This is a genomic window from Janthinobacterium sp. GL_088 (genome assembly GCF_057837845.1).
This window is the reverse complement of the sequence record NZ_CM174453.1, coordinates 2,520,889-2,538,913: the sequence shown is the minus strand read 5'-3', so window position 1 is coordinate 2,538,913 and position 18,025 is coordinate 2,520,889. Positions and strand designations below refer to the sequence as shown.

Below are 18,025 nucleotides of genomic sequence, written 5' to 3'. Positions count from 1 at the left end.
AGCCGCGCCCGCCTGGCCCTGCTGTAATGGCGCCATGCACACTGTTTACATCGGCACGGCCGGCTGGAGTATTTCCAGCACCGCCGCCAGCCACTTCCCCCTCGATGGCAGCCACCTGCAGCGCTATGCGCGCGTCTTGCCCTGCGTGGAAATCAACAGCTCCTTCTACCGCCCGCACCAGAGCGCCACCTATGCGCGCTGGGCCGCCAGCGTACCCGACCACTTCCGCTTCAGCGTGAAATTGCCGCGCAGCATCACGCACGAACGGCGTTTGCGCGACTGTGCGGCCGAGTTGGATCGTTTTGCGGGAGAAGTCATGCAACTGGGGAATAAACTGGGCTACGTGCTGGTGCAGCTGCCGCCGAGCCTGCGATTCGAAACGGACGTGGCCGCCGCATTTTTCCATGCGCTGCGCCAGCGCTTCGACGGTATGCTCGCGTGCGAGGCGCGCCACCCCAGCTGGTTCGATACAGGCGCCACCGAGCTATTGAGGATGCAGCGCATCACCCGCGTGCGCGCCGATCCGCCTGCGGGACAAGCGGGGCCGCACGTGCCAACGACGGCAGCGGCCTACCTGCGCCTGCACGGCAGCCCGACAATCTACTACTCGGACTATCCGGCCAGCTATCTGGCGACCCTGGCGGCCGAATTGCACGCATCGGCTCAGGCGGACAGCTGGTGCATCTTCGACAATACGGCGGCCGGGGCCGCCCTGTTCAATGCGCTGGACTTGCAAGCGCGACTGACGGATGCGCCAGCCGCGCCTGCGCATCGCTCCATTTAAGGCAAGGGCATCTGGACGATGGCGCGGGCGGTATAGCCATACAAGGTACCGTTGCCAAAAGCCAGAACCTCCACGATGGGATTGCCCCATGCCAGTTGCGGTGAGGAAATGACCCCGGCCGTATCGATCTTGCGCACGCCATCCTGGCCGCTCAGGTACAGGTTGTCGGCCTTGTCGATGGCCAGGCTGGGCATGCCGGCAAAGGACAGGCTGCCCACGCCAGGCCCACCATCGGCATTTTTAGTCGAGTACAAGGTGCCGGCAAATACGGTCACGGCGCCGGAACGGCTCACCTTGTAGATTACTTGATGATAATAGTCATCAAAATACATCTCCCCTTTGCTGTCAAACACCATGCTGTAGGGCAGAATATCTTGCAAGCCGAAATCGCTGTCGCTAAAGGAGCGCATGAGCGCATCATAGGACACAAACAAGGAAAATACGCCACCGGGCGGGCGCCGATAAATCCCCCCGCCCGAACCCTCCGTCCAGGTGATATAGCCATCCTTGTCCACCGCCAGGATATACTGCTGAAGGACAAAACCGCCTGCTGGCAATGGCTCGAGGGTGGACATGATCCCGTCAGCATTGATCTTGCGCAAATTAAATGAAGGGGAATTCAGCGCCTTGTCCGCCACATACACGGCGCCATCCGCACCGCAAGCGATCGCCACGGGGCCGGCCATGGTGGCGCTGAGCCGCGCCCCATCGTCGCTGCCGGTGCGGCCGGCAATCCCCGCATAGACTTCCAGCTTGCCATTTGGCGCCAGCCGGCGCAGCACCTTGCTGGCCGCATCAAGCAGATAGACATTCCCGGCTGGGTCGCTGCACATGTCCGAGGCCTTGACATTGCCCACGCGGGCGGCGGCGCCCACGCCGTCCGCCGGCCCCATACTGCTAAGCATGAGAGGAATAGTCGCGATCCCGTTGCCGGCATCCACCCTGCTCAAGCGCAGCAGGCTGGCATCGAAGACCAGCATGTTGCCTGCATCCCCGATCGATATCTGGGCCAGGATTTTCCAATCGACAGATTTCCCCGTCGCGTCAGGCACCGCGCCCCCCACCACCGTCGTCACCTCGCCAGCGGGCGTCATGCGGCGGATGGCATCGCGGTCGGCCAGCAACAAATTGCCGCTACGCTCGAACACCATGCCGCGTACGCCCTTGAAGCTGGCATTGACGCCCTTGCCGTCATAGCCGGTCGTCCTCGCATTTCCGGCAACCAGGGAGGCCACGCCATTATTATCAAGGCGATATATCTTGCTGCCGTTAGTGTTGCTCAAGTAAATGACACCGTTGGCATCGACTGCCATCTGGCTCACTCGTCCTGCGCGCGGCAGGCCATTCGGCTCGGCCAACATGACAATGTAGGAACTGACCACGCCAGCTGGCGTCACCCGGCGAACCTGGAGCTGTCCGTCATCGACGAGCAGCAAGTCACCGTTCGGATCCATGACCATGCTGGCGATCACGCCAAACCGGGCTTGCGTCCCCGACCCATCGGCATACACAGCCACGCCATCCGGCTCTGCCGGTGTCGCACTGCAATTGGCACGGCGCTTGCCGGCCAGTGTACTGACCACGCCGGCAGGTGTAATTTTGCGCACCAGGCCATTGCAGGTCTCGGCCACATACAGGTTCCCCTTGCCGTCGATCACCAGCGGTGCACGGCCCCCCATGTAAAAAGTCGCGCTGGCGGCAGGCCCGTCAACGGCACCAGCCTTGCCCGGCATGCCGGCGTAGATACTCAGGCTGCCGTCAGGAGCCAGCTTGTGGATCACCTGCGTGGAAGCATCGGCGAAGTAATAATTGCCCACGCCATCCTGCGCCATGCCATCAACGCGCTGGATCCGCTCCTGCACACCGGCCAGCACGATGGGCAGGCAACGCACGGCCAGGTTGCTGACGTCCGCGCTGCCCATGGTGGCCGCGCCTTGCGCGATGCTGCAAGCGAGGCCCGCGGAAGCGCTGTCGATCTTGCCTTCATAACTGGCGCCCGCCGCCAGCTTGCCGGCAAAGCTGAACGGACCGTTGGCCGTGACGGTCACTTTATCCGTGCCGTTCGCCAGCACGACGCTGGCGCCAGGCAGCAGGCCGCTGACCGTGCCGCCCAGCAAATAGCGCGGCGTCTCGACCGGCGCCACGGGTGTCGGTGGCGGCGTGGACGAGCCGCCGCCGGAACCGCCGCCACAGGCACTCAATAGCGCCAACAAGGCGGCGCCGCAGCCGGCACGCCTGAACAGGTTTTGTACTTCTCCAAAGCAATTTATCATTTCTGCTTTCATGGTTGTGGCGACATGCACGCCGAAAGTTATCAAGTAAGATTTTCAAACACGCAACATTATAGTTTCCTTGTGGATATAAAAACATGAATATGTTGACATTTGAATTTTCACTGTTATAGTTAACTACAACACCAACTCAATACATCACGGAGCTTCGATGCCTACAGCATTTTTCACGCGCCGCACCGCCCCGCCCTTGTCGGAGCGCATCCCATGAGCGCGGAATGGAACGACAATAGCCCCATCTACCGGCAGCTCAAGGCCAGGGTGGTGGGCATGATGCTCGATGGCGTGCTGCAATCCGGCGACGCCTTGCCTTCGGTGCGCCAGGTGGCGGCCGATTATCAATTGAATCCCATCACGGTCTCGCGCGCCTATCAGGAACTGGTCGACGATGCCCTGGTAGAAAAACGCAGAGGACTCGGCATGTATGTACTGGAAGGCGCCCGCGACAAATTGCTGGCCAGTGAACGCGAGCGCTTCCTGCGCGAGGAATGGCCGGCCTTGCTGGAACACATCACGCGCCTGGGCCTCGATCTCGATCAACTATTGCAAGCGAGCCGCGACGGCGGCGCACACGGAGAGAACGCATGAATGCATTGAACAAGGACAGCGTCATCAGCGCGCGCGGCCTGAGCAAGCAGTATGGCAAGCAGGTGGCCATCGCCGGCATCAGCTTCGATATCGCGCCGGGCCGCATCGTCGGCTTGATCGGGCCTAACGGCTCCGGCAAGACCACCACCCTGAAAGCCATCCTGGGCCTGACGGGCTTCGAGGGCGACTTGTCGGTGCTGGGGCGCGATCCCCGCGTGCAGCGCGACGCGCTGATGGAAGACGTGTGCTTCATCGCCGACGTGGCCATCCTGCCGGGCTGGCTGCGCGTGGCCGACGCCATCGATTTCGTTGCCGGCGTGCATCCACGTTTCGACCGCAGCAAGGCTGAACGCTACCTGGCCCACACCAAGCTGTCGCCGAAGATGAAGGTCAAGGCCATGTCGAAGGGCATGGTGGTGCAGCTGCACCTGGCACTGGTGATGGCCATCGACGCCAAACTGCTGGTGCTCGACGAGCCGACCCTGGGCCTGGACATCCTGTACCGCAAGCAGTTCTACCAAAACCTGCTGGAAGACTATTTCGATGAAAACAAGACCATCGTCATTACCACGCACCAGATCGAGGAAGTGGAACACATCCTCAGCGACCTGATGTTCATTCGCGACGGCCAGATCGTCCTAGCGTCGAGCATGGAAGAGGTGGGCGAGCGCTACATCGAGGTGATGGTGGGCCCGCAGCACGTCAATCCGGCGCGCGCCCTGCAGCCGATCAGCGAACGCAGCGTGTTCGGCAAGTCGGTGATGCTGTTCGACGGCGTCGCCCGCACCCAGCTGGCCGCCCTCGGCGAAGTACGCACGCCCAGCCTGGCTGACCTGTTTGTCGCGACCATGAAAGGATCGTACCAATGAGTATTTCCCCTGTAAACAAGATGCAATGGCTGCTCCGGCGCGAGTTGTGGGAACACAAGGGCATGCTGGTGTGGACGCCGGCCCTGATCGGCGTCGTCATGACGGTGCTGGGCGCCCTGATGGCGGCCGCGACTGTCGCAAGGACCAAAATGCACACGGCGCTCATCGTCAACGGCGAGGAAATTTCCTGGAGCACCATCTTCAATACGCGCACCTTCGGGCCGCGCCGCACGGAAATCATCGACGCCGTCGCCAACAACTATACGTACGCGGCCGCGCCGCTGTTCCTGGCGCTGGGCTTCCTGGTGTTTTTCTATTGCCTGAGCGCCCTGCATGACGACCGCGGCGACCGCAGCGTGCTGTTCTGGAAATCGCTGCCCATTTCGGATGCACAGACAGTGCTGTCGAAAGCGGCCATCGCCCTGCTGGTCGCACCGCTGATCGTGGCTGCTGCAGCCAGCCTGACGTCGCTGGCCCTGATCCTGATCCTCAGCGGCGTACTGGCGGCCAACGGCATCCACGTGTTTGCCGAACTGCTCGCCACCCCGGGCCTGTACCTGGGACCGCTGCGCGTGTTCGGCTTGCTGCCCGTGTATTGCCTGTGGGCTTTGCCGACGGTCGGCTGGCTGCTGATGGTATCGAGCTGGGCCAAGTCGAAAGTCTTCCTGTGGGCCGTCGGCGTGCCGCTACTGCTGCTTATCCTGACAGTCTGGGCAGGCAAGCTGACGCAGACGGAAAGCGATCTCGGCTGGATACAAATGAATGTCATCGGACGCGCCCTGCTGGGCACTCTCCCCGGCAGCTGGTATCTGTTCGAACCGGAACTGCTGCCGCGCATGCACGCGCTGGCGGAAGGAGGATCGCACATGACGCGCATCGATGTGTTCAGCAATTCCTGGTCCAGCCTGGCCTTGCCAGCCGTCTGGCTGGGCGCGGCGGCAGGCGCGGCGCTGATTTACGCCGCCATCCGCCTGCGCAGCTGGCGCGAGGAAGGCTGACAGCGCAGGTTCTCTTCCCCATAAAAACGCCCCGCCCATCGGGGCGTTTTCCATTTTGCGCCCCATTCAGTTCGCTGAAACAATAACTACCTTATTGATAGTTATTATCAAAAATCCTCCTTGTTAAATACCAACTACCCAATCGATAGTAATAAATCGATATGATAATTACAAATAATTATTTCTATCGTATTTTATTCCCAATCACATTTGATAATCACCATACAAAAAAGCAACAACTAGCAATTCGATAGCGATATGTTTTTTGGATAAAAGGAACAGAAACACTGGCACATGTTGGCAGATTCAGCCTAAAAGCCCCATTTCGTGACAATTCGTGATTATTAGCCAAAGCAAAGCTTGCCAGAATAGAGTCATGCAAAGTGATCAAAATGAAATTGAAAGTTTCAAAATTGAAACTACCATCACAGTGGGAGCGGATATGAAGGGCCTGCAAATACCGCACCCTGCGAGTGAATCACACCTGGCAATCCAGTTACAAGAGAAACAAAATACAAAAAAAATGACGCCATATGAAACAACTATAAAAATGGCATTTTTAATGTTTCTGAATAAGTATTCTGTTGTACCAGCGTTTTTTTGCCAGTTATGTTTTACTTGCCATTATCGACATCGGTAACACCCAAGTTCGACCACGGCCCAAGCCTCGCCGGAGCAAGCAAGGAATCGAATCAGATTATTGATTTTTATTATTTTAGAAAATTGAACGAGTACATAACCTTTTCCGGAGACTTTCAAATGGCCACCACCCAAAATCCAGCACAAGTTCCCGTCAATGCCGAAGGCGCAGCCGCCAGGATCACGACGCCCGCAAAAAAAGCCGTCAATCCAAAAAATGGCGACCGCAAACAGTATGACGAAGACGAACTGATCAAAGGGGCCGATGCCAGCGCGACCATGCCGCCTGAAAATGTCGTGGAAGTCACGGGAAGCGCCGATAGCGGCAATGCCGCCGCCCTGGGCACGGCCGCGGCGGTGGCTGCAGCAGCAGCCTTGGCAGCCGGTGGCGGCAGTGCGGCCGCAGGCCAGGCTGGCAACGGCGGTGCCGATTCCGGCACACAGCAAAGCGATAACAACGGTGGCGCCGCAGGCGCTGGCGCTGGTGCCGGGGCCGCCGGCATCCCCAGCGGCAGTGTCGTCGATGTCGCCGGCGCTTCGGCTGGCGCAGGTGCAGGTGCGGGTGCCGGCGCTGCAGGCGGGTTGGGCGGACTTGGCGTACTGGGCGCGCTTGGCGGCCTTGGTCTGGTAGCCGCCGCGGCAGGCGGCGGCGGCGGTGGCGCCGCAGCTGGCGGCTCCGGCACGGGCGGCACGGGAACTGGCGGTACGGGCGGCACCGGCGGCACGGGTGGCTCGACCGGCGGCCAGGGTGGCACGGGCAATCAATCCACCACCACCACCGTCACCGATGCGGCCGTGCTTGCCGCCGCCGCAGCTATTGCCGCCGCCAACAATGCCCTGGCCGATGACGCCAGCGCCGCCGCGGCAGCAGCCACGGCAGCAGCTTCGCTGGCAGCGGCGAATGCCGCCATCCTGGCCGACCAACTGGCGGCACAGGCCGCAGCTGCGACGGCAGCAGCCTTGCTCGCGGCCAATAACGCCACCAGCGACGATATGCTGGCGGCCAGCACGGCGGCTGTTGTCCCCGGCGCGCAAGCGGCCGCTAGCGCCGCCACGAATGACGACAGCGCTGCCGCGGCCGCCGCCGCGACTGCGGCCGCATCCTTGGCCGCCACCACATCGGCGCAAAATGCCGATGCGGCTGCCGCCACGGCCGCCGCCGACGCCGCCGACGCGCACGCCGCTGCCGATGCGGCACAAACGCAAGCGGACCAGACCAACGCTCCGGCACTGCAAGCTATCGCCGATGCAGCCGATGTCGTCGCCGCCGCAGCCAACACCCAGGCAGCGCTGACCGATGCGGCGGCGCTTGGCGTCATCTCGGCCAATGATGCCGCCGCTGCCGCTGCCGCCACGGCCTTGGCAGCTGCCACGGACGCCGCCGCGCTGGACCTGGCGGCAACCGCCGCCGCCAACGCCGCCGTCGCCGCAGGAATCCAGGCCAGCTTTACCGATGCCGATGCCCTGGCCCTCATCTCGGATGCGGATGCCGCCAGCGCCGCCGCGGCCGCCAGCCTGGCCGCCGCCACCGATGCCGCCGCCCTGGCTGCGGCATCGTCTGCCGCCACGACCGCCGCGCAAAATGCCGCTGCCCTCGCCGCCGCCAGCGATGCCGCGGCACTGGGCATCGCCGCCACCGCCGCCGCGAATGCGGCCACCGCCGCCGCCACGCAGGCGGGGCTCACCGACGCCGTCGCCTTGACCATGGCTGCGGACGCTGCTGCCGGCGTTGCCGCCTGGGACGCCTCGATCGCCAACGCCACCGACGCCGTCGCCCTGCAAGCGGCCGCCGATGCCGCCGCCACGGCGGCCGCCAATGCCCAGACGCAAGCGAATACGACGGACGCGCCCACCCTGGGCCTGATCGCCGACGCCGCCACCGCCGCGGCGGACGCAGCACAACTCGAGGCCGGCCTGACCGACGCGGCCGCACTGGCCCTGATTTCCGATGCCGACGCCGCCACGGCGGCCGCCGCCGCCCTGGCCGCCAGTAGCGACGCCGCCGCGCTCGACGCCGCCGCCGCCCTGGCCGCCACCGTCGCGGCGAATGCCATCGTCACTGCCAACCTGAGCGACGCGGCCGCACTGCAAATCACGGCCGATGCGGCAGCCAGCACGGCCACCGGCGCCGCCACGCAAGCGGCATTGACGGACGCGGCCGCCCTGCAAGTGATTTCCGACGCCGATGCCGCCGCCGCGCTGGCAGCGCAAACGACGGCCAACCAGACGGATGCGGCCGCCCTGGCCGCAGCCGACGCAGCCGCCGCCAGCGATGCCGCCAATGCGCAAACAGTGGCCGACCAGACCGATGTCGTCGCCCTGCAGCAAGCAGCCGACCAGGCCGATGCCGATGCCGATGCCGCCAATGCGCAAGCCAGCCTGCTGGACGTCAATGTCGCGCTCAATGCCTTCAATCTCGCCAACCTCGCCGCCCTGGCCGCCAACGTCACGGCTGGCCAAACCAGCGTGATCGACCTGACGGCCACCGTGAATGCCTTGCAGATCGATGCCGATGGCGCCGATGCCGATGCCAGCCTGACGGACGCCATCCTCCTGGCCGCGGCCTCCGCCGCCGATGCGCTGACGGCGACCGGCTTGCAAGTCACCGCCAACCTGACGGACGCCGTAGCACTGGCAGCCACCGCCGCCGCCGCCGTCTCGGCGGCGGAAATAGCCGCCGGGCTCGGCGGGATCGATATCTCGGCCGTCAGCGCCGCCGCTGCCGCACAGGCCGCCGCCACGACCGCGGCCGCCACTGCCGCGCTGACCGATGCCGGCGCGCTGGGCCTCGTGTCCACCGCCGACGCCGCCGCTGAACTGGCCGCCCAGGCCGCCGTTACCACGTTGACGGCCGCCAATACGCTGGCGCAAAACGCGCTGACCGCGGCACAATTCGTTGCCAACCAGACCGATGCCGTCGCCCTGGGCCTGGTATCGTCGGCTGCGAATGCCGCCGCTGCCGCCGCCGTGACGACGGCCGGCCAGACGGACGCCATCGCACTGAGCCTCATTTCCACCGCCGATGGCCTGGTTGCCGCCTCGGCAGCCAGCCTGGCCGCGCTGACGGACGCCACCGCATTGGGCCTCATTTCCACGGCCGACGCCGCCGCAGCGGCCGCCTTGCAGACCACAGCCAACCTGACGGATGCCGCCGCACTGGGCCTGCTCGCCACGGCCGCTGCCGCCGCCGCCAATACGGCGACGAATGTTGCCAACCTGACCGATGCGGTGGCCCTGGGCACGCTCTCGACCGCCGCCACCACGGCCGCCAATACGGCAGCCGCCACCGCCGCGCTGACTGACGCCACGGCGTTAGGTCTCGTCGCCACGGCGGACGCGACTGCCGCCGCCGCCTTGCAAACGACAGCCAACCTGACCGACGCCGTGGCGCTGGGCCTCGTCTCGACGGCCGCCAACACGGCCGCCAGTGCCGCTGCCGCCGTTGCCAGCCTGACCGATGCCGTGGCGCTGGGCACCGTCTCGACAGCCGCAACGGCCGCCGCCAACACAGCAGCGGCCACGGCCGCCCTGACCGACGCCGTGGCCCTGGGCTTGACGGCGACCGTCGACGCGGCCGCCGCCACCGCCGCGCAAACGACGGCCAACCTGACGGACGCCGTTGCGCTGGGCCTGGTCGCGACCGTCAATGCCACCGCCTCCACGGCGGCGGCCGCCGTCGCCGGCCTCACCGACGCCGTCCTGCTGGGCACGGCCCACACGCTCAACGTTACGGCCGCCACCGTGGCGGCTACCAAGGCCGCCTTGACGGATGCCGCCGCACTGACCACCGTCGCCAACAACGATGCCGCGAATGCCGCTTCCCTGGCCGCTTATTCGCAGGCCCATCCTTTAGATCTGGTGGCGGCGCTGGCGGCCACCGTCGCCGCCACCACAGCATCCTTGTCGCTCGCCGCCGCGCAATCGGCGCAGGCGGATGACGCGGCTGCCGCCTCGACGGCAGCCACGGCGGCAGCATCCCTGACCGCCCTGAACAATGCACTGGCGGCCGACAATGCCGCCACCGCCGCCGCCACCCTGGCCCTGACTTCCCAGGCGGCAGCCACTGCGGCGGCACTGGACGACACGCTCGCGGCCACCGCCGCCGGCGTGGCAGCCACCTCGCTGGCAGCGGCCCAGACGGCGCAGGCAGCCGATACCGCCGCCGCAGCGACGGCAGCGACGGCAGCCAATGCCCTGGCCGCCCTGAATGCAGCCTTGCAGGCGGATGCGAACGCGGCCGCCACGGCCGCTGCCGCCATCACGGCGAGCGCCGCCACCGCCACCGCCATTGCCGACGATCTGGCCGCGGCGACGGCAGCCACTGTCGCCAACGTCTCGCAAGCAGCTGCGCAAGCTGCACAACTGGCCGACAACGCCGCCGCCAGCGCCGCCACCATCGCCGCCAACGCGCTGGCCTCCCTGAATGCGGCCCTGGCCGACGATGCGGCCGCCGCTGCGGCGGTGCTGAACTCCACCAATGCAACGGCCGCCGCCGTGGCAGCCACCGCCGCCGACACGGCTGCCGCGGCCGCCGCCGCCGTGGCCGCCATTTCTGCCGCCGCCACACAGCATGCGCAAGCGGACGATATCGCCGCCGCCACCGCCGCCCTCACGGCGTCCATCTCGCTGGCAGCCACGCAAGCGGCGCAAGCCGCCGATCTCGCCGTCACCACGACGGCGGCGACGGCGGCAAGCGCGCTGGCCGCGCTGAACCAGGCCCTGAACGACGACAGTCTCGCCAGCGCGGCAGCCACCGCGGCGAGCAACGCACAAACGGCCCTGAATGCGGCCACGACGGCATTGAACGCGGCGATACTGACGGCCAGCGCCTCGCTCGCCGCCGCCAATGCCGCCGCGGCAGACGACGCCACGGCGGCCAGCACGGCGGCCGCCGCGGCAGCGGCACAGCTCATTGCCGATGCCGCGCTGCTGGCCGATGCAGGGCTGGCCGCGCTCGCAACGGCAGCCAACAATGCACTGGCCGCGGCCAGCGCGGCGCTGGCCGCCGACGATGCCGCCGCCAATGCCGCTCATACGGCGGCACTGTCGGCTGCCGCCACGCTGGCGGCGCAACTGGCCGACACGGCAGCCCTCAACGCCCATGCCGCGCTCAATGCGGCCATCGCCAACCTGACCGCCGCCGTGACGGCCGATATCAACGCCACGGATGCCGACAATGACAAGACGCTGAAACTGAATCTCCTCCTCGCCGCCCAGGGTGCGGCCGATGACGCGGCGCAAGCCAATGCGAATGCGGCAGCCGCCCATGCGGCGCTGGCGGCGGCGCAGGCCGACGATGCGGCGGCTGCCACCGCTGCCGCCAATGCGGTTGCCGCACATACGGCGGCGGTAGCGGCACAGAATGCCGATGCCGCCGCGGCAGCGGCGGCGGCGCAGGCGGCCACTTCCATGGCAGCCACCCTCAATGCCCAGTCCGACGACGCCACGGCGGCAGCGGCCGCCACGGCAGCGGCCAATGCGCAACTGGCGCTGAACGCAGCCATCGCCGCCGACGCCAACGTCGCCGCCACGGCAGCAGCGGCAGCGGCCGCCCAGCTGGCGGCGCAAAACGCGCATGACGCCGATGTGGCGGCAGCGGCAGCGGCCGTTGCAGCAGCCATCACCCTGGCAGCCACGCAAGCGGCGCAGGCGGACGACGCGGCAGCCGCACTGGCAGCGGCCAATGCGGCTAACGCCCAGGCAGCGCACGCCGCCGCCGTCGCCGACGACCAGGCCGCCGCGGATGCCGCCGCCACCGCAGCGCTGGCGCAAGCGGCTGCCACGGCAGCGGCAGCGGCCGACGCCGCCGCCACCGCCAGCGCCGCCGCAGCGGCAGCGTCGCTGCTGGCCGCACAGGCGGCGCAAGCCGACGACACGGCCGCCAACCAGGCAGCGGCCAATGCCGCTGCGGCCACGGCCGCGCACACGGCCGCCATCGCCGCCGACGCCCTGGCCGTCAGCACGGCGGCAACGGCTGCCACGGCCCTGGCAGCGGCCACGGCCGCGCAGAACGACGACGACGTGGCCGCGGCAGCCGCCGCCCAGGCAGCGGCCTCGCTGGCGCTCACCCAGGCGGCACAGGCCGACGATGCAGCGGCAGCGGCAGCCACGGTCAACGCCAACAATGCGATAGCAGCGGCAGCGGCAGCCCATGCGGCCGATGCGGCCGCACCGCTGGCGCAGGCGCAGGCCGCCGCTTCCCTGCTGGCCCTGCAAGCGGCGCAAGCCGATGACGCGGCCGCCGCCAGCGCGGCCGCCGCAGCGGCGCAAGCGCATGCCAATGCGAGTGCCGCGTATGCGGACGACGCGGCGGCAGCCCAGGCCAATGCGGACGCACAGGCGGCCGACGTGGCCCTGGCGCAAGCGAACGCCCTCGCCGCGCAGACCGACGCCAACGCCCTGGCGGTGATATCGAATGCGGATGCCGCCCACGCCGCCGCCGTGCAAGCCATCGCCGACCAGACCGATGCCGTGGCGCTCACGCAGGCCGCCGATGCGGCAGTGGCAGCGGCGCTGGCAGCGGCGCAGACGGCCGCCCTGACGGACGCCAATGCCCTGCACCTGGCAGCCGATGCGGCCGCCGCCGCCGCCCTGCAGGCACAGGCGCAGGCTGACCTGACGGATGCAAGCTCGCTGACGGTGGCGGCGAATGCCGATGCCGCCGCAGCGGCGGCAGCCCAGGCGCAAGCCGACCTGACGGACGCGAGCCAGCTGTTCGTGCTGAGCCAGAATGCCCTGCACAACCCGCTGACTGTAGCCGACTTCAGCACCGGCCTGCCGGCCGCCGGCGGCGACGTGATCGACATGTCGGCCATCGCCGACCTGACGGCCTCGGTCGCCGTGGGCGTCAACGTGGGCACGGACTTCAGCAACAACAACCTGTTCATCTTCGACGGCACGTCCGTGTCGATCGGCGCGGCGGCCAGCGCCATCGCAGCCGACGACAGCGTCTTGTCGGGCCAGGGCTACATCGTCATCGCCGATGCGCAGAACAGCGGCGCCGTGACGGTGTATCACTCGAGTGACCTGAGCAACGCCAACGCCATCGACACGGCGCTGGTGCTGCTCAGCGGGGTGAACATCACGCAACTGACGGCGGCCAACTTCGTCGTCTGAAGCGGGGCACCCACGCCAGGCGCCGCGCCTGGCACGGCAGCGGGAGCGCAGCGCAACACGGCGCGCTCCCGCCACAACTTGAAATACGTCAGGCCTGGTGCCGGAAAAATACGGGATGAGATTACGCGGTTTCCCAACATTGTCTTCACTGCCACGCATCGCGGCCTTGCTTGCCGCCGTGACCATGGCATCGGTATCGTCTTTCGCCGGCGCCCAGGGCGCCACCGCCTGGAGCTTCGACCAGGTCTTGCAGCTGGCGCTGCAAAGCCATCCCGCCGTGCAGGGCAGGCGTTCGGCGCAGGCAGCCGCGCGGGCCGAACTCGATGGCGCGCAATGGCAGCGCTTTCCCAGCCTGTCTGCGGAAGTGCCCACCGGTTCCCAGGAAACGGGCGGTGTGGTGCGCATCGAGCAGCCGCTGTGGAGCGGCGGGCGCATCGACGCCGGCATCGATGCCGCCGGCAGCCGGGTCGACGCGGCCGGCGCCGCCATCGAGGAAGAACGCCTGACCCTTTCCCTGCGCGTGATCGCCGCCTACACGGAAGCGCTGCGCCAGACGGCGCGCGTGCGCTCCGCGGAAGGCGGATTGGCCGAACACCAGCGCCTGCTGGACATGATCAAGCGCCGCGTGGTGCAGTCGGTCAGTTCGCAGACGGACCAGCGCCTGGCCGAATCGCGCGCCTACCAGGCGGCCAACGACGTATCAAATGCGCGCCAGGCGCTGGAAAACGCACTGGCGCAACTGTCGCAACTGGCCGGCAAACCCGTGCGCCTCGTCAGCGCCACGGGCATCGGCGTGGGCGAACCGCTGCCCGACGCCAGCCTGGAACGGGTCATGCGCCAGGCCATCGACTACTCCCCCACCTTGCACCGCCTCGATTTCGAGGCGCAGGCGGCCGATTCCGAAATCACCCTGCAGCGCTCGGCCTACATGCCGAAAGTGGTGCTGCGCATGGAAAAGCCCACGGGCGGCATCAATGCCGACAACCGCACGCGCGCCATGCTGGTGCTGCAGGCGCAGCCGGGCGCCGGCCTGTCGGCCAAGGCTGGCGTGGATGCCGCCGTGGCCCGGCGCGAAGGCGCGCGCGCCGCGCACGATGTGGCCGAACGCGAGGTGCGCGAGCGTTTTACGCTGGATTGGAACGAGGCCGAGGCGAGCCGCCAGCGCCTGGGCAACGCGGGCGAAGCCAGCACCACCTCGACGCAGGTATTCGAATCGTATGCGCGCCAGTACGTCATCGGCCGCAAGAGCTGGAACGACGTGCTCAATGCCGTGCGCGAAGCGACCCAGGCGCAGTTTTCGCTGGAAGACACGCGCGCGCAGGCGATCGCCGCCAGCCTGCGCCTGGCCGCGCAAACGGGCACCCTGGCCGGGCGCACGGCGCCGGCAGGCATGGTGCGCGCCAATTGACCGCCACAGAACACGAACAGGAGACAGCGTGGATAACTCCATCAAACATGGCTTGCTGACACTCATCGAGCGGGCCGCCCGCCTGACGGGCCAGCATGTGCCCGCCGCGCGCCTGGCCGACCTGCAGCGCCAGCTCGATGACGCCGACGGCAATGGCGCACCCGGCGCGGTATTGACCAGCATCTGGCAGGCGGCCGGCCTGGAAGGCGCGGCGCGCCTGCTGCACGAGCCGTCGCCGGGCGAGATGCCGTTCGCCGTCTACAGCGCCAGCACGGGCTGGGGCTTGCTGCAGTCGCGCGGTGCCGACGGCGCCTGGCGCGGCGAAGGCGTCGATGGGCGCGCCTTGCAACTGGCCTCGCTGGCCGGCCTGGCCTGCGTGGGCCTGCCGCGCCGCAGCGAAAAAAGCGGCGCCCGCCCCGGCGCCCTGGGCCTGGTGCGCAACGCCCTGTGGCTGAAGAAAAGCGTGTTTATCGACGCCGTGCTGGCCACCGCGCTGGTGACCCTGCTGACCATGGCCACTTCGCTGTTTTCCATGCAGGTGTACGACCGCGTGATTCCGAACCAGAGCTTCAGCACCCTGTGGGTGCTGGTGGTGGGTGTGGCCCTGTCGATCGGCCTGGAATTCATCCTCAAGCAGGTGCGCAGCCGCATCGTCGACCACTCGTGCAATGACGTCGACCATGAATTGTCCGAGTGGTTTTTCCAGCGCATGCTGGGCATCCGCATGGAGTCGCGCCCCGCGTCCGTCGGCACCCTGGCGGCGCAAGTGAAAGGCTTTGAAATGGTGCGCGGCGTGCTGACGTCGACCTCGCTGTTCGTGCTGACGGACGTCCCCTTCGCCCTGATTTTTCTCGCCATGATCACCATCATCGGCGGCTGGCTGGTGGTGGTGCCGCTGGTGGCCCTGCCGCTGGCCCTCGTGTGCGGCCTGATGTTCCAGCGCGCCATCGAAAGCCATACGCGCAAGAACCTCAACGCCAGCAACCGCAAGGCCGGCCTGCTGGTGGAAGCCGTCGATGGCGTGGAAACGCTCAAGGGCAGCAGCGCCGAATGGATGATGCAGGCGCGCTGGGCCGAACTGGTGGCCGAGAGCAGCCACGCGGAGCAGAATATCCGCGACTATGCGGCCCTGTCGCAAAACATCACGGCCGCCTTCCAGCAACTGACCAATGTGGCGCTGATCTCCATGGGCGCGTGGTTCGTGGCCGAAAACCAGATGACCATGGGCGCCCTGATGGCTTGCACCATCATCAGCAACCGCGCCCTGATGCCCATCGTGCAGCTGCCCGCCGTGATGGTGCAGTGGGCGCATGCGCGCGCCTCGATCGACGGCCTGGAACAGGTCATCAGCCTGCCCAACGAAGCGGACAACGCGCAGTTCGCGCTGACGCCGCGCAGCCTCGATACGGGCCTGCGCTTCGAACGCATCCGCTTTACGTATGGCGGCGCGCAAAAGGTGGCGCTGGAAGTGGAAAATCTCGCCATCCGTCCCGGCGAGCGCGTCGGCCTGGTGGGCGCCATCGGTTCGGGCAAGAGTACCCTGCTGAAGCTGGCCTCGGGCCTGTACCAGCCGGCCGAAGGCAAAGCCTACCTGGGCGACGTCGACATGGCCCTGCTGGCGCCGGCCGTGGTGCGCGAAATGGTCGGCTACCTGCCGCAGGAAACGCGGCTGTTCAGCGGCACCCTGCGCGACAACCTGTTACTGGGGCTGGCCGACCCGGGCGAGGAAGCGATCCTGGCTGCCGCCAAACGCACGGGATTGATCGAGCTGATACTGGGCCAGCCACGGGGACTGGCGCTGGGCATCACCGAAGGCGGGCGCGGCGTCTCGGGCGGCCAGCGCCAGCTGATCGCCGTCACGCGTTTGCTGCTGGCCAAGCCGCGCATCTGGCTGCTCGATGAACCGACGGGCGCCATGGATGCGAAAACGGAAGCGCGCATTGTCGGGCTGTTGGGCGAACTGGCGGCCGAAGGCGTGACCATGGTCGCCACCACGCACAAGAACGCCCTCTTGCCCCTGCTCGACCGCCTGGTGGTGCTGCAGGCGGGACGGGTGCTGCTCGACGGTCCGCGCGATGCCGTGCTGGCCAAGCTGTCGGGCAAGCCGCAGGCTGTGCCCAGTACAACACCTGCGCCGGTGGCGCAAGGAGCCGTCGCATGAAACTGGCCAGGGTCGAAGCGAAAGAGGAAGCGAAACGGGGCCGGGTGCTGATCTGGAGCTGCACGGCGGCGCTGGCGGGTGTCATCGCCTGGGCTTCATGGGCGGAGCTGGACCAGGTCACGCGCGCCAACGGCCAGGTGATCGCCAGCTCGCGCAACCAGATCATCCAGGTGGCCGATGGCGGCGTGCTGGCCGAGCTGCGCGTGCATGAAGGCAGCGTGGTGAAAAAGGGCGAATTGCTGGCGCGCTTTGACCGCACGCGGGCCGAGACGAGCTACCTGGAAAGCACGGCCAAGGCAGCCGGTCTGAAGGCGGCCGTGGCGCGCCTGCAGGCGGAGGTGTTTGGCGGCGCGCCCAAGTTCCCGCCCGAACTGCAGGCGTTCCCGGAATTTCGCGCCAACCAGCTGGCCCTGTTCAGCAAGCGCCAGGGCGCCGTGCAGGCGGAAGTCAGTTCGCTGGACAGCGCCATGAAGCTGATCAAAGAAGAGCTGGAAATGAATCTGCCGCTGCTGGAAACGGGGGACGTCAGCCGCGCCGAGGTGCTGAAACTGCGGCGGCAAGTGGTCGACATCCAGGCGCAGATCACCAACCGGCGCAACAAATATCTGCAGGACAGCCAGACGGACCTGGTAAAAGCCCAGGAAGACCTGGCCGGCGTGCTGCAGACGGTGACGCAGCGCAAGGAGCAGCTGGGATCGACGGATATCTACGCGCCCACGGACGGCATCGTGCGCAACGTGCGCCTCACCACCCTGGGCGGCGTGGCCAAGCCGGGCGAAGAAATCCTGCAAATCGTGCCGACGGACGATGACCTGATCATCGAGGCGAAAGTCAAACCGGCCGACATCGCCTTCATCAAGCCGGGCCTGCCCACGGCAGTGAAACTGGACGCCTACGACTACGGCATCTACGGGCGCCTGCGCGGCACCGTCAGCTACATCAGCGCGGACACCTTAAGTGAAGACAACAAGGGCAACGAACAGCCATACTATCGCGTGCAGATCAAGACCAGCGGGCGTAATCTGATGGGCAAGAATGGCGAACCGATCCTGATCCAGCCCGGCATGACGGCCACCGTGGAAATCAATACGGGACGCAAGACGGTCTTGCGCTACCTGACGAAACCGATCACCAAGACGTTCTCGGAATCGATGGGGGAGCGCTGACGCAG

At 66.8% G+C, this 18,025-nt stretch carries 10 protein-coding genes; 9 read left to right on the top strand and 1 reads right to left on the bottom strand.

Annotated features, from left to right (window positions below):
- Positions 1 to 34 precede the first annotated feature (34 nt).
- Positions 35 to 784, top strand: a complete 750-nt coding sequence (locus AC3IQ7_RS11630) for a DUF72 domain-containing protein (protein WP_322428653.1) — start codon at positions 35 to 37, stop codon at positions 782 to 784.
- On the opposite strand, the gene AC3IQ7_RS11625 is transcribed toward AC3IQ7_RS11630, so the two are convergent.
- Positions 781 to 3,057 (bottom strand): NHL repeat-containing protein, encoded by a 2,277-nt coding sequence (locus AC3IQ7_RS11625; protein WP_322428654.1) that lies wholly within the window; start codon positions 3,055 to 3,057, stop codon positions 781 to 783. The genes AC3IQ7_RS11630 and AC3IQ7_RS11625 overlap by 4 nt on opposite strands.
- A 225-nt stretch (positions 3,058 to 3,282) precedes the next feature.
- On the opposite strand from AC3IQ7_RS11625, the gene AC3IQ7_RS11620 reads away from it, so the two are divergent.
- The 8 genes from AC3IQ7_RS11620 to AC3IQ7_RS11585 all read left to right on the top strand — a co-directional run bounded on the left by AC3IQ7_RS11620 (position 3,283) and on the right by AC3IQ7_RS11585 (position 18,020).
- On the top strand, positions 3,283 to 3,663 hold the full coding sequence (locus AC3IQ7_RS11620; protein WP_077402228.1) for a GntR family transcriptional regulator: 381 nt from the start codon (positions 3,283 to 3,285) through the stop codon (positions 3,661 to 3,663).
- On the top strand, positions 3,660 to 4,532 hold the full coding sequence (locus AC3IQ7_RS11615) for an ABC transporter ATP-binding protein (RefSeq protein ID WP_099380652.1): 873 nt from the start codon (positions 3,660 to 3,662) through the stop codon (positions 4,530 to 4,532). The genes AC3IQ7_RS11620 and AC3IQ7_RS11615 overlap by 4 nt, the downstream gene beginning before the upstream one ends.
- A complete protein-coding gene (locus AC3IQ7_RS11610; RefSeq protein WP_489209649.1) occupies positions 4,529 to 5,530 on the top strand; it encodes a hypothetical protein in 1,002 nt (333 codons plus the stop codon). The genes AC3IQ7_RS11615 and AC3IQ7_RS11610 overlap by 4 nt, the downstream gene beginning before the upstream one ends.
- A gap of 376 nt (positions 5,531 to 5,906) precedes the next feature.
- The gene (locus AC3IQ7_RS11605) at positions 5,907 to 6,170 is read left to right on the top strand and encodes a hypothetical protein (RefSeq protein WP_158301382.1); all 264 of its coding nucleotides are present in this window, start codon (positions 5,907 to 5,909) and stop codon (positions 6,168 to 6,170) included.
- A gap of 119 nt (positions 6,171 to 6,289) precedes the next feature.
- Positions 6,290 to 13,285: a hypothetical protein gene (locus AC3IQ7_RS11600; RefSeq protein ID WP_489209647.1), complete on the top strand. Its 6,996-nt coding sequence runs from the start codon at positions 6,290 to 6,292 to the stop codon at positions 13,283 to 13,285.
- Positions 13,286 to 13,400: 115 nt separating this feature from the next.
- The gene (locus AC3IQ7_RS11595) at positions 13,401 to 14,693 is read left to right on the top strand and encodes a TolC family protein (protein ID WP_489209645.1); all 1,293 of its coding nucleotides are present in this window, start codon (positions 13,401 to 13,403) and stop codon (positions 14,691 to 14,693) included.
- A gap of 28 nt (positions 14,694 to 14,721) precedes the next feature.
- Complete coding sequence (locus tag AC3IQ7_RS11590) at positions 14,722 to 16,854, top strand: ATP-binding cassette domain-containing protein (protein WP_489209643.1); 2,133 nt, start codon at positions 14,722 to 14,724, stop codon at positions 16,852 to 16,854.
- A complete protein-coding gene (locus tag AC3IQ7_RS11585; protein ID WP_099380112.1) occupies positions 16,851 to 18,020 on the top strand; it encodes an HlyD family type I secretion periplasmic adaptor subunit in 1,170 nt (389 codons plus the stop codon). The genes AC3IQ7_RS11590 and AC3IQ7_RS11585 overlap by 4 nt, the downstream gene beginning before the upstream one ends.
- The last annotated feature ends 5 nt before the right edge of the window (positions 18,021 to 18,025 follow it).

Excerpts from the sequence above, each read along its gene's own strand:
- AC3IQ7_RS11585 (WP_099380112.1), top strand. The coding sequence starts at position 16,851 with ATGAAACTGGCCAGGGTCGAAGCGAAAGAGGAAGCGAAACGGGGCCGG.
- AC3IQ7_RS11620 (WP_077402228.1), top strand. The coding sequence starts at position 3,283 with ATGAGCGCGGAATGGAACGACAATAGCCCCATCTACCGGCAGCTCAAG.
- AC3IQ7_RS11600 (WP_489209647.1), top strand. The coding sequence starts at position 6,290 with ATGGCCACCACCCAAAATCCAGCACAAGTTCCCGTCAATGCCGAAGGC.
- AC3IQ7_RS11625 (WP_322428654.1), bottom strand. The coding sequence starts at position 3,057 with ATGATAAATTGCTTTGGAGAAGTACAAAACCTGTTCAGGCGTGCCGGC.
- AC3IQ7_RS11610 (WP_489209649.1), top strand. The coding sequence starts at position 4,529 with ATGAGTATTTCCCCTGTAAACAAGATGCAATGGCTGCTCCGGCGCGAG.
- AC3IQ7_RS11605 (WP_158301382.1), top strand. The coding sequence starts at position 5,907 with ATGCAAAGTGATCAAAATGAAATTGAAAGTTTCAAAATTGAAACTACC.
- AC3IQ7_RS11595 (WP_489209645.1), top strand. The coding sequence starts at position 13,401 with ATGAGATTACGCGGTTTCCCAACATTGTCTTCACTGCCACGCATCGCG.
- AC3IQ7_RS11630 (WP_322428653.1), top strand. The coding sequence starts at position 35 with ATGCACACTGTTTACATCGGCACGGCCGGCTGGAGTATTTCCAGCACC.
- AC3IQ7_RS11615 (WP_099380652.1), top strand. The coding sequence starts at position 3,660 with ATGAATGCATTGAACAAGGACAGCGTCATCAGCGCGCGCGGCCTGAGC.